General features: G+C 34.1%; 12 protein-coding genes. 10 read left to right on the top strand and 2 right to left on the bottom strand.

All coding sequences use genetic code 11. The features are described from left to right. Nucleotides 1-87 precede the first annotated feature (87 nt). From VKY47_RS02210 to VKY47_RS02250, 9 genes are all read left to right on the top strand, one after another. Complete coding sequence (locus VKY47_RS02210) at nt 88-435, top strand: hypothetical protein (protein WP_324310003.1); 348 nt, start codon at nt 88-90, stop codon at nt 433-435. A gap of 110 nt (nt 436-545) precedes the next feature. Continuing rightward, nucleotides 546-2,753 (top strand): DNA cytosine methyltransferase, encoded by a 2,208-nt coding sequence (locus VKY47_RS02215; protein ID WP_324310005.1) that lies wholly within the window; start codon nt 546-548, stop codon nt 2,751-2,753. Beyond that, entirely contained in the window at nt 2,750-3,928 is a 1,179-nt protein-coding gene (locus VKY47_RS02220; RefSeq protein WP_324310006.1) for an MvaI/BcnI restriction endonuclease family protein, read from the top strand. The genes VKY47_RS02215 and VKY47_RS02220 overlap by 4 nt, the downstream gene beginning before the upstream one ends. Nucleotides 3,929-4,185: 257 nt before the next feature. Next, a complete protein-coding gene (locus VKY47_RS02225) occupies nt 4,186-4,635 on the top strand; it encodes a c-type cytochrome (RefSeq protein ID WP_324310007.1) in 450 nt (149 codons plus the stop codon). Between the two features lie 100 nt (nt 4,636-4,735). Then, nucleotides 4,736-6,079: a cbb3-type cytochrome c oxidase subunit I gene (locus VKY47_RS02230; protein WP_324310010.1), complete on the top strand. Its 1,344-nt coding sequence runs from the start codon at nt 4,736-4,738 to the stop codon at nt 6,077-6,079. 122 nt (nt 6,080-6,201) lie between these two features. Beyond that, nucleotides 6,202-7,047 (top strand): CbbQ/NirQ/NorQ/GpvN family protein, encoded by an 846-nt coding sequence (locus tag VKY47_RS02235; RefSeq protein ID WP_324310011.1) that lies wholly within the window; start codon nt 6,202-6,204, stop codon nt 7,045-7,047. A 10-nt stretch (nt 7,048-7,057) separates the two neighbouring features. Then, nucleotides 7,058-8,827 (top strand): nitric oxide reductase activation protein NorD, encoded by a 1,770-nt coding sequence (locus tag VKY47_RS02240; protein ID WP_324310012.1) that lies wholly within the window; start codon nt 7,058-7,060, stop codon nt 8,825-8,827. Further along, nucleotides 8,827-9,414 (top strand): cytochrome c oxidase subunit 3, encoded by a 588-nt coding sequence (locus VKY47_RS02245; RefSeq protein ID WP_324310013.1) that lies wholly within the window; start codon nt 8,827-8,829, stop codon nt 9,412-9,414. Before VKY47_RS02240 ends, VKY47_RS02245 begins: the two co-directional genes overlap by 1 nt. Before the next feature lies 1 nt (nt 9,415). After that, the gene (locus tag VKY47_RS02250; RefSeq protein ID WP_324310014.1) at nt 9,416-9,652 is read left to right on the top strand and encodes a cytochrome C oxidase subunit IV family protein; all 237 of its coding nucleotides are present in this window, start codon (nt 9,416-9,418) and stop codon (nt 9,650-9,652) included. A 110-nt stretch (nt 9,653-9,762) separates the two neighbouring features. On the opposite strand, the gene VKY47_RS02255 is transcribed toward VKY47_RS02250, so the two are convergent. Next, on the bottom strand, nt 9,763-10,689 hold the full coding sequence (locus VKY47_RS02255) for a T9SS type A sorting domain-containing protein (RefSeq protein WP_324310015.1): 927 nt from the start codon (nt 10,687-10,689) through the stop codon (nt 9,763-9,765). Nucleotides 10,690-10,830: 141 nt separating this feature from the next. Then, nucleotides 10,831-11,310, bottom strand: a complete 480-nt coding sequence (locus VKY47_RS02260; RefSeq protein WP_324310018.1) for an RrF2 family transcriptional regulator — start codon at nt 11,308-11,310, stop codon at nt 10,831-10,833. Between the two features lie 126 nt (nt 11,311-11,436). On the opposite strand from VKY47_RS02260, the gene nadA reads away from it, so the two are divergent. After that, a complete protein-coding gene (gene nadA / locus VKY47_RS02265; RefSeq protein ID WP_324310019.1) occupies nt 11,437-12,363 on the top strand; it encodes a quinolinate synthase NadA in 927 nt (308 codons plus the stop codon). The last annotated feature ends 67 nt before the right edge of the window (nt 12,364-12,430 follow it).

The raw sequence follows: 12,430 nt of genomic DNA on the forward strand, positions 1-12,430 counted from the left end.
TTTCAAGCTTTCTAAAAAATATTCTGTATATTTATTTTATAACAACGCATCTGTTAATGACATTATAATTAATAAAGAAGTGAAACAATGAAAGCCTGTCCGGAATGTGGTGATAAAATAGTAGGTAGAATAGATAAGAAATTCTGCAGTGATGCCTGTAGGAATTCTTATAACAACCGGGTGAATAAAGATTCTAAAAACCTGATAAGAAATACCAACAACCGTTTACGTAAAAACTACCGAATTCTAGAAGCACTTAATCCTGAACAAAAAACCAAATGTTCCCGAGCAAAACTTATAGAAAAAGGCTTCGATTTTAATTATTTCACCAGTATTTATACCACGAAAGCTGGCACGGTTTACTACTTTGTTTACGACCAAGGCTACCTGCCATTGGAAGGCGATTATTATGCTTTGGTGAAGCGGGAGGGTTAATAATTCTCCTTTATACCTTAAGTTACTATAAACAAAAATAAGAATTAAAATAGGATTTATAAAAATTGTCCGTAAATTTGTCCGTGTACGCAAAACCGTCCGTGAATATTATGGCAACGATTAATTTTTATTTAGACAAACCTGACAAAAAAGGGTTTGCCCCAATTCATTTAAGAATAAACTGCAAAGGAAGTCAGATAAAGCTTTCAATCGGTCAAAAAATAGAGTCTAAGAATTTCAATAAAACTAAACAGAAAGCAATCGGATTAAGTGCAGAGTCGCACGAAATTAATCACTATTTAGATTTTTTGAAAGAAAGGGCTGATGAACTTTTACATCATTCACCCAAGAAAACATTTTCTCAGGATGAAATCAAAAGTGTCTTAAATGAACATATTGAAAACTACAAAGAAAACAATTATGTAAACATTGTAAAGGAACAAGTTTCTCTTTATGGTAAACCATATACGTTTGTCGATTTATTTGCTGGAGCTGGTGGATTTAGTGAAGGATTTCTACAAGCTGAAAACAACAATAAATTCTTTGACTTTATTGTTGCCAATGATATTAATGAAAACTGTGAATTAACTCACGTAGTTCGTTACAATCATCAATTAGGATTAGATGCAGAGTTTCTAAAACAAGACATTACGGAACCAGATTTTCTTGATAATTTATTAGAAAAAATTAATGGAAAAGAAATTGACGTTGTATGTGGAGGTCCACCTTGCCAAAGTTTTAGTCTTGCTGGAAAACGTAAGAAGTTTGACAAAAAGGATGACCTTTTTTCACATTACCTAGAAGTAATTAAGGTTTTACAACCTAAGTATTTTGTTATGGAGAATGTAAAAGGTATTCTAACCAAAGAAGGCGGAAAAATCAAAGAGTTAATTATCAAAGAAATTAACTCTATTGTTGACATCAAGGAAATCCCATTACTAATTTCATTCATCAAGAAAATAGAGAATGAATCAAATTCTTTTTTATTTGACAGTATTATTAAAAGAGTAGAACTGGAAAAACTCCTTGAAAAAGATAAAGAATCTGGAGAGGAAGATTTTATAAGATTTGTAGAAAATAGATTTAAGAAAATAACACCTAAAATAGCGGACTACAAGACCAGCAAAACAGATGAGAATATTAACACGATTCGTCACGGCTTTAATCTTTTGGCAAGAACAAAAGAATGGGAAAAATTAAAACGTGACATAATTAAAGAGAAAGACTTTTGTAATATCGACAACGATAATTTTGTAAATTCTTTTACTGACTTTTTAACGGAGATAGAATCTGAAAGTGTCATTTCAAAAATAGAAAACTCCTTTAGCTCTTTAAAAATTCCTATTGCTTATAAAGCAGATTGCAATGATATCATAACCTCTTTAAAAATATATACTAGCTCTTTTGACGATTCAATTGAAATATTAAAATCTCATTGTAACGCCACACAAAAAAAGGAATTAAATACTATTCTCGAAAGCATAAGACTTTATAAAATAGAACAGCCCTTTGTTGCTAATGCGTCAAATTACGGTGTTCCTCAAAATAGAGAAAGAGTACTTTTCATTGGTTGTCGCAAAGACCAAAAATATATTTATGAAATTCCTCCAACAGTTTCAGAAGAGGAAAAAGTTACCATCTTTGAAGCTTTGTATGATTTGGATTTTATTGGAAATAATCAGGAAGCACATCGATACGAACCAATTGATATTTCAGTACAATATAACGGAACTGCAAAGAAAATGAAAAATCTTCTAATAAAAAGAAATATTGATGGCAAGCCAAATTCACAAAGCGGAAAATCCTTTGCTGAATGGTCAAAAAACGGAAGATTAATTGAACGCTTTAAACCGCAAACTAAACCATTTTATGTTAGAAGCACAGAAGGTCTGGAAAACGGAGAAAAATATTTCGATATACTTAATAATCATAAGACAAGTAATCAAAACGAAACTGTGATTGAAAGGCTAAGTGTCATTTTGAAAGAAGGAAATTATAAAAAGGCTCAACCTAAACTTGAAAAGCTAGGTCTTTCAACAAATAAAAGGAATTATAATGTGCTCAAACCGAACGAGCAAAGCTCTACTATAATGACTATTGCAGACGATTATATTCATTATAATTCACCCCGTGCTTTAACTGTTAGAGAAATGGCTCGCTTACAATCATTTGACGATTCTTTTGTTTTTCAAGGAAAGCGTTCAACTGGTGGGAATAATAGAAAAACTGAAGTACCACAATATACTTTAGTAGGTAATGCTGTACCACCTTTGTTAGCAAGAGCAGTAGCAAATGAAATTTTAAAACATATAAAGTGAGAAAACTTACAAACGAAGAACAAAATAAGATTAAACTATTAACAAAAAATCAAGTTTCTCTTACTTTAATTGAACCAACCGAAACCGGCTTAAAAAAATCTATTATGGATGCGACAGGTTCTGTTCGCAATTTCTTGAAAAGTGAAAACATTCACGATTACGATTTGCAAAACCAAGGTCCCGATAATAAGATTTTAATACCAACAATTATTCATACTGGTTTCAAGACTATAAAGTCGCAAGCATCTTTATATCGACCGTTAACTAAAAATGGAGATCCCCGAATTTGGTTTTATAGTTTAACAAAGATTGCTGACCCAAATGATATTGTTGCAATAACCTATTTTGATGATGCTTTTCACGTTTTCAACTTAACAAAACTAGATATTGAAGGGTTAATTAATTCTTCAATACATAATCCACTGCAGGAATTAATAAATGAAATTAACACTATTGAAAACGAAGTAGCTTTCGAGCTTTTAGCAATGGTAAGAAAAATAGCAAGTGCTGGTCCTATTCCATCATTGGTAGATGCTGACACTTCTGTTGGTCGAACGCTAGAAACGGCACTCGGAATCGATATTAATTCATCTAAGCAACCAGATTATAAAGGAATTGAACTCAAGTCTTTTAGGAATAGCAGAACAAACCGAAAAAACTTATTTGCCCAAGTTCCAGACTGGAAATTAAGTAAATTTAAAAGCTCAGCCGAAATTCTGAACAGCTTTGGTTATGAACGTGAAGAAGATTTTAAATTATATTGTACAGTTTCAGCAATAACAAGAAATTCCCAAGGTTTGAATTTAAGAATTGATAATGATATAAAGCAATTGATTGAGAATTCAGACAAACCAGAAGTTGGAGATTTTGTTGTTTGGACTCTGGACAAACTTCATAATCGATTAAAAGAAAAGCATAAAGAAACCTTTTGGGTAGAAGCGGAAAGTACAAGAGTAAATGACCGTGAGTATTTTCAATATAAATTAGTCGAGCACACAAAGAAACCAATTACCTCTCAATTTGATTTATTAATTGACCAAGGAATTATTACACTTGACCATCTAATTAAGCGTAATTCGAAAGGGAAAGTTGTCGAAAAAGGTCCGTTATTTAAAATTAAACCAAAAGGAATTGAACTTTTGTTTCCGCCAAGCGAAAGTTATAGCCTAATATAAAAGAGTTCCAATAACAAAAATAATATCCAAGTCACGCAAACTATACGACTACTTCTAAGCTTCTCAAAGGGTTATTTTTTCTATTCCCTAAACAAAAAATCACTCTCAACCCCAGCCCAATCCACATCATCCCATTCCATTAAGATTCCTTTAACTTTTTTCAATTACATGATTAATATCATGTTTTAATAGAAATCACCCATATATTTTTGTATAGAAGATTAAAAGGTCTTTTTAACCAACTAACTAAAAATCTTATGTTATCAAAAAAACAAGCACGCGCGTTTTTCCTGGGAGGGACTGTGGTAACCTTTCTTATTTTTATAGGATTAACCATTTTCTCCTTTAGCAAAGGGCAAGACCAAACCAACCATGAAGCCATTACCGAACAAGTGGTTAGAGGTAAAGTTTTATGGGAAGAAAACAATTGCATGGGCTGCCACACCCTTCTTGGAGAAGGTGGCTATTATGCTCCAGAACTGACCAAAGTTATAGACCGTAGAGGCGTAGGCTATATTAAAGCCGTTTTAATGACTCCCGTTCCTTGGAATCCCAACGGACGGCAAATGGTTGCCTATGGCTTCAGCAAAGAAGAAGCAGACGACCTAATTGCTTTTTTCGACTGGATTGACGATATAGACCTCAACGGTTTTGATACCGTGGTATCGCCATTGGCCAAAGACCGAATTGAAAGACAAAACAAATAACCAACTAACCGAATATGAAATACCCTTTAACAAAATTTCAGAACAGTCAGGAATTTGTTTGGGTATGACATCTGACCTCTAATACAATAAAAATAAACAGATGAAATATAAATCCCAAAAAGTAGCCTACTGGTTTTTTGCTTTTTCCATGCTACTCCTCGTTTTACAACTTGTCTATGGTTTCATAATGGGTTTTGCCCGAATTGGAATGGATGGACTACACGAATTTATTCCTTTTAATACGGCAAGAGCCGTACATACCAATCTTTTAGTAGTTTGGTTACTCTCCGGTTTTATGGGAGCCGCTTATTATATTATCCCAGAAGAAGCCCAACGCGAATTAGTAAGTGTTAAATGGGCCTATATACAATTAATTTCCTTGGCTGCAGTTGGTGTGGCCGCAGTTATTGGATACCACTTTAATTGGTGGGAAGGACGGAAATTTCTAGAAATTCCAAGACAATTAGATTATCTAGTAGTTGCCAACGTTCTTTTATTTTTAGGCCTCATTTTAGCCACGCTTTTTAAAGGAAAACGAAAAACTACCACCGCCATGGTTTTAACTATGGGATTGGTTTTTGCAGCCCTACTTTATATTCCTGGCATGTTGCCTTTTGATAGCCAAGTAACCGATTCCTTTTTTAGATGGTGGGTGGTTCACTTATGGGTAGAAGGTGTTTGGGAATTAATTATGGGTGGTATTTTAGCCTTCCTATTAATTAAATTAACTGGAGTAGATAGAGAAGTTATCGAAAAATGGCTTTATGTAATTGTTGGTTTAACATTCCTATCAGGAATTTTAGGCACCGGACACCATTACTACTATATAGGCGTTAATAAAATTTGGTTAGTTGTTGGAGGTATTTTCTCAGCGCTTGAACCTTTAGCGTTCTTAGCAATGGCTTTATTTGCTGTAAATATGTATAGAAAAGGTGAAAAGAAACATCCAAATAAAATTGCTTTATTCTGGACCATTGGTTCTGCCATTGTCTCATTTGTAGGAGCAGGTTTATTAGGTTTTGCCCATACGTTGCCACAAACCAATTTATACACACACGGAACTTTGGTGACAGCCATGCATGCCCACCTTGCCTTTTGGGGCGCTTATGCCATGATAGTTCTGGCCATTATAAGTTATTCTTTACCAAATATGACGGGTAGAAAATTATACGACAGTAGCGTGGGACGCGCAGCATTTTGGCTGTCTAATATCGGGATGGTTGGAATGACGATTGCCTTTGGAGTAGCCGGGGTAGCCCAAGTCTATCTAGAACGTAAATACAAAATGGATTTCATGGAAGTTCAAGCCGAAATTAGCATTCACTTTGTGGTCTTGATTTTATGCGCTACCATGTTTGCCACTGGAATTATTATGTATATCTGGGACTTTTATAAACATGGAAGACCAACAGATGAAGCTTTAGATTTTGATTCAGATTTATAACACTTAATAGCAGAAAAAGGTCTTTTGGTTGTACAGAGAAAGAGAAGTAAAATTTGCTCATACCTGACAATTATCCCCTGCTTCGATTTCTTTAATCAAAGGGCCTTTTTTAAATTTTACAGATGATGAACGACACGTTAATAACATCCGTTTTAAAACCACATATTTTGAAAACAGAAACCCAACAAACAAATACCCTTATTCCTTTCTATAAGCCAATAGCAAAAGAAGTTGAAGTATTTGAGCAGGCTTATAAAAACAAAATTCCCGTGTTATTAAAAGGTCCCACTGGTACCGGAAAAACACGTTTTGTGGAGTTTATGACGCATAATTTAAACCAAGAATTGATTACTATTTCTTGTCATGAGGAAACCTCTTCCACCGATTTAATTGGTCGCTATATTATTAAAGGTGCCGAAACTGTTTGGATAGATGGTCCGCTTACAAAAGCTGTAAAAACTGGGGCCATTATTTATTTAGATGAAATTGCCGAAGCCAGACCAGATGTTATTGTGGCCATTCACTCCTTAACAGATCATAGAAAAGAATTGTATATCGATAAGTTAGGCGAAACCATAAAAGCACATCCTAACTTTATGTTGGTGGCTTCGTTCAATCCTGGGTATCAAAAAGGATTTAAAGAATTAAAACCTTCCACCCGTCAACGTTTTATTGCTTTGGCTTTTAATTATCCGAATGAAAAAGATGAAACTGAAATTTTGGTCAACGAAACACAAATTGACGGAGTTACAGCAAAAAAATTAGTTTCCATTGCCACCAAAATTAGAAATTTAACCGAACTAGGTTTAACCGAAACTGTTTCCACACGTTTATTGGTAGATGCAGCCAAACTTATCCATACCGGATTAGGAAAGCGCTTAGCCGTTCGTGTAGCCGTGGTTGAACCATTAACAGACGATACGGAAATTACCGAAGCCTTAGCAGATTTGTGCGACTTAATGATTTAAATAAAAAATCATGTTTGAACCCGATGAATATCTCTTTTCCAAAGTAGCCACTTTTTTGAAGCGTCGTAAAAAAAACGCTCAAGAAACACAGGAATATTCAGTTAAGCTAGAAGACATCAAACAAAGACTCACCATTTTTTCTAGAGCAATTACGGGCCAAGCCATCGAAATTTTTGAAGCCGAACGTGAAGGCGGCTATAAAAATAACAGCTTCTTCCTGCCTATTCGCTTTTCAGAATTTCATAGCATCGAACAAAACAGCAAATTCTATATTTTTAGAGTGGTTTATCTTTCTGTTCAAAAAAACCTGAATTTAAATTTTACGCCCGAAGACGAATTTTCGTTGGAAGCTGCTCGCGAAAAAGCGGTAGAAACTTCAGATTTAGTTTTAAATGAGATGTTCAAACAGTTTCCCATTACCAAAAGAATCCATCAGGAATTAATCACTTTATATTTTAATAGAGCTACCGAAAAAAAACCTGAGGATTTAAGTTTTATCTATGGAAAATGGATGTGCAATGATCCAGACACATTAAAGAAATCTGTTTTAAAAAATATTTCAGAACAGGTAAAAAAAGCCATAGACCACGAAATAAACACCATTTTAAAAGCCAATGCCGTTGAAGAAATAAGCTCTTTAGAAATTGATAAAAAGCAACAGGAAGATTATGTTTTGATGCATAATTTTGAAAAAGCGGAAACTGCTGAAGAATGGGAAGGCGGTTGGAGGGATTTTGACGGCGACGACGATTTGGACGATCATGCCAATGCCTTGGAAGACCTCAACATGAAACATACCGTTCGTGTAGACGACCCAACACATTCCATCTATCAAGCCGAATTTATTGAAAACACCACCATTTCTGAAAGTGGCGAATTAGATACCCAAGCACCACATATTGCTTACGATGAATGGGATTATTCCAAACGGGAATACAAACCCAAATTCTGTAAGGTTTATCCGAAAAAACAAGTAGAAACCGATGCTGCTTATTATAAAAAAACCCTTCAAAAAAATGCATCTACCTTAACCGGTTTACGCAAGATGCTGACTTCGGTTAATAACAAATACCAGCAACAACGTAGACAAAATCAAGGTGAGGATTTCGATTTGGACGCCATAACCGATTTGTTTGTAGATGTACATTCTGGGCATACACCTTCGGAAAACATTTATCTCTCAAAACGAAAAAAGGAAAAAGATCTTTCCATATTAATTTTATTGGATATCAGTCTGTCAAGCGATGGTTATGCTGCGGGAAATAAAGTCATTGATGTGGAGAAACAAGTCTCCATTATTTTTGGGGAAATTTTAAACGAATTCAACGTCGATTTCTCTATTCAAAGCTTTTATTCCAAAACCAGAAACTATGCAACCTATCTTAGTTTAAAAGGTTTCGATGATTCTTGGGACCAAGCCAAACACAAAATTGGTGCTGTGGAACCTAGTGGATATACTAGAATTGGCGCTGCTTTACGGCATTCGGGAGCTTTATTGGACACACGAGATACCAAAAACAAATGGGTGATTTTAATTTCGGATGGAAAACCCAACGATTACGATAAATACGAAGGGAAATATGGCATTAACGATGTCAAGCAAGCCCTCAGGGAATTAAATCAGCGCAACATCAATTCCTATGCTTTGGCCATTGAAGCCCAAGCAAAATATTATTTGCCTCAAATGTTTGGGCAAAACCACTATCAAATATTAACAACCCCTGTAGAATTACTACAATCTCTAGTAAAACTCTACGAAAAAATTAAACATCAAAGTTAATGTCAACAGTCATTGAAGAACATCACGCAAAAAACATCTTATATCCACCTGGAGGGATTTTAATGTGGATTATTATTTATTTAGAACTGATTACTTTTGGAGCTGTTTTGGTTGCCATGGTTTGGTATAGTAAAGACGAACCTCAATTATTTCATGAATCCAGATTATTATTAAACACCAGCTTTGGCGCTATAAACACCTTGTTCTTGTTAGTTAGTGGTTTTTTTATGGCGCTAACGGTTGGTACGTTAAAAGTTCAAAATATTAGTAAATCAAAATTATACCTAAAACTGACCATGCTTGGTGGCCTGCTATTTTTAGCACTGAAAACCGTGGAATATATAGGTAAAATAGATGCTGGTCTCACTATGGGTTACAACACCTTTTTCTCATTCTATTGGATGTTGACTCTTTTTCATGTTATTCACGTTATTGTTGGCTTGGTCATCCTAGCCTCGGTTTTAAGAACCCTAACTAAAAAACCAGAAAACATCATTATGGAAGATGTAGAAGCCAGTGCTACGTTTTGGCATATGTGCGATCTGATTTGGCTGCTATTATTTCCTGTAATTTATTTAGTTTTTTAAAATGAAGAAAAAAGCCTTTTTAACTGTCTTAATTATATTAGTAATTCTTACTGTTTTATCTGCGTTCGTATCCAATTCAGGAATAGCTAACAGTACGCAATATATTATGCTGCTTTCGGCATTAAAATTTTTAGCCGTGGCATTTTATTTTATGGAATTGCGTCATGCCAACGCCTTTTGGAAAGTGTTATTAATTGGGTGTTTAACGATTTTTATTAGTTTGGTTTTAATTATTTAATTTCTTGAATACTGTTATTCCACGAACTAGTAAAACTTATTTTGAATAAAAAAACGACCTAAAGTCTTTAAAATTTTAGGTCGTTTAATATATAAGATTTTGAAAAATACTTACTTTTTTACAAGCTTATGTGTGTATGTTCTACTATCTACAGTATCTATCTTTAAAAAATAAACTCCAGCACTCAAACTACTTACATTTAATGTATTTGTATGTTGACTTTCGATTATTTTTTGTCCTTGAAGATTATATATAACCACTTGCGCTATCTGCGACATGTTTTCTCCTTGAATTTTTAATTCGTCTTGTATCGGGTTTGGAAAAACTCGAAAATCTGATACTATTGAAAAGTCATCCATGCTCAATGCATTGTCGGTGATAATAAAATTGTCATAATAGGCATCGCCACCATAATTATCATGTAACATATTAAAACCAACTATATCAACTAAACTAAAATTACTATCAGTATAGACCAAAACATCATTTAAATAATATTTAAGTTCTGTTTCGCTCACATCAATTTTTACAGTCGTCCATGTGTTTGGTGTCCATGTAGCACCTTCAATATAATGAGATCCGTAATAAATGTCTTCAAACACATAAATTTCACCTTCAAAATCCATAGCTACTCCCGCAACAGGAACAAATTCATCTAGAGCATCGACACCAAAAACTGTGAATTCAAAATTGGAACCATTCATTTCTGTTATGAATAAATCATACGATATTGAAAAACCTTCATAGGATATGGGTTCAGCAAAGCTCTTCACTGCACCAAAAATCGGCAACCATCCAGGATTCAAATCTGGCTCGTAAGCGTTTTTAAAAGCATAAAGTCCATCAGAAGCCTGTTCGTTAGTCACTACTTGATTTTGTATAAATCCTCCTTCATTATCATCAGTCACTTCCCAACCATTTTGCGCGTTTAGAGTTCCTAACGCATACCCTTCATTTACTTCGAAAGAGATATGTTCTTGACTATAAATTACTCCTGTTATAAATAACATGAGTACTAATGTGTAATTTTTTATCATTATTTTCAGTTTTAAAAATGGAAATATAAGGTAAAAAGCCAAAACCCTAAAAAAAAAGTACTTTAGCTAAAAGAAACCATTTAGAATATTTTATTTACCGAAGAATTAACAAGGTAATTCCAAATATTGTATTCAAAATATTTAAACGGAAGGATCCCCAAGAATATTAAACTTTTTCAAAGAAATATAACGCCCTTTCGCTTTAATTTCTTCCACAAATTGCGCCACGGTCTTGTCTTTGAAATCTTTGAATATTTTTTGTTTAAAAGCGGAAACCGTAAAATGAACAGGACACGGATTATCGTCTCCACATGTGGAAAGTCCCATAAAACACTGATCAAATTTATCGTAACCATCAATAACCAGCACAATATCCCAGACGGTTTTTTCTTTGTTTTCGTCGCTTAAATAAAATCCGCCATAAGGTCCTTTGGTAGAAGTTACCAAATGACTTTTATTTAACTGCTGAAGTAATTTGGCCAAAAATGGCTGTGGAGCTTCCAGTTCTTCGGAGATAATTTTTACGCCAATTTTATGTTTTTCATCCGAGCACATTCCTAAATAAAGAATCGAACGAATAGCATATTGACAAGCATTAGATAGCATAGTGATTTTTTTCAAAGATATAAAAAGATATTTTTATCCTATATTAATTAACAATATGTTTATTTATGATTTATATCATAATTTATAAGACCCGTTTACAATAAATTAGCCTCTTGTTAAATCCGTAAATAGTTATACGCCTTGAACTTAAAAGAAGAAATCCTACGTTTAAAAAAAGAGAAAAATGCTGTTATTTTAGCACACTATTATCAAGTGCCAGAAATTCAGGATGTGGCTGATTATGTTGGTGACAGCTTGGGTTTATCGCAAAAAGCAGCCGAAACGGATGCCGACATTATTGTTTTTGCAGGTGTCCACTTTATGGCTGAAACAGCTAAAATTTTAAACCCGAATAAAACGGTGGTTTTACCCGATTTAAAAGCGGGTTGCTCCTTGGCTGATTCTTGTCCGCCAGACGCTTTTAAAGCTTTTAAAGACCAGCATCCAGATCATGTGGTAATTACTTATATAAACTGTTCGGCAGAAATTAAAGCTATGAGCGACATTGTTTGTACCTCATCCAATGCGTTGAAAATTGTAGAGTCCATACCAAAAGACGTTCCAATTATTTTTGCTCCAGATAAGAATTTAGGACATTATATTAGTAAAATTTCTGGACGCGACTTGGTGCTTTGGGATGGCGCTTGTATTGTACACGAAGCTTTTTCCATAGACAAACTTTTAAATTTATATAAAGAGCATCCGGGCTCTAAAATTATTGCCCATCCAGAATCTGAAGCCCATATTTTAGATGCCGCCAATTATATTGGTTCTACAGCTGGAATGATTAATTATGTAAAAGAAAATCCTCGCGAAAAATTTATAGTTGCCACCGAAGCTGGGATTCTTTATAAAATGCAACAAGAAGTACCAAATACACTTTTAATTCCTGCACCTGCCGAAGAAGATAATACCTGTGCTTGCAGCGAATGTGCTTTTATGAAGATGAATACTCTTCAAAAACTATACGATTGTTTATTGAATGAAAGTCCACAAATCAATGTGTCAGAAGAAATTAGAAAAAAGGCTCTAATTCCTATTGAACGCATGTTGGAACTTTCTAAATAGTTAATTAAAGATGGTGTTATCAAGTCTTAATAACTTTTATCAATAACATGTTTAAACAGATTGAAAA

The sequence above is a fragment of the Xanthomarina sp. genome (assembly GCF_035306705.1).
Classification (GTDB): Bacteria; Bacteroidota; Bacteroidia; order Flavobacteriales; family Flavobacteriaceae; genus Xanthomarina.

Bases quoted from the DNA above. Each gene is read 5' to 3' on its own strand.
- VKY47_RS02210 (WP_324310003.1), top strand. From the start codon at position 88: ATGAAAGCCTGTCCGGAATGTGGTGATAAAATAGTAGGTAGAATAGAT.
- VKY47_RS02215 (WP_324310005.1), top strand. From the start codon at position 546: ATGGCAACGATTAATTTTTATTTAGACAAACCTGACAAAAAAGGGTTT.
- VKY47_RS02225 (WP_324310007.1), top strand. From the start codon at position 4,186: ATGTTATCAAAAAAACAAGCACGCGCGTTTTTCCTGGGAGGGACTGTG.
- VKY47_RS02230 (WP_324310010.1), top strand. From the start codon at position 4,736: ATGAAATATAAATCCCAAAAAGTAGCCTACTGGTTTTTTGCTTTTTCC.
- VKY47_RS02235 (WP_324310011.1), top strand. From the start codon at position 6,202: ATGATGAACGACACGTTAATAACATCCGTTTTAAAACCACATATTTTG.
- VKY47_RS02240 (WP_324310012.1), top strand. From the start codon at position 7,058: ATGTTTGAACCCGATGAATATCTCTTTTCCAAAGTAGCCACTTTTTTG.
- VKY47_RS02245 (WP_324310013.1), top strand. From the start codon at position 8,827: ATGTCAACAGTCATTGAAGAACATCACGCAAAAAACATCTTATATCCA.
- VKY47_RS02250 (WP_324310014.1), top strand. From the start codon at position 9,416: ATGAAGAAAAAAGCCTTTTTAACTGTCTTAATTATATTAGTAATTCTT.
- VKY47_RS02255 (WP_324310015.1), bottom strand. From the start codon at position 10,689: ATGATAAAAAATTACACATTAGTACTCATGTTATTTATAACAGGAGTA.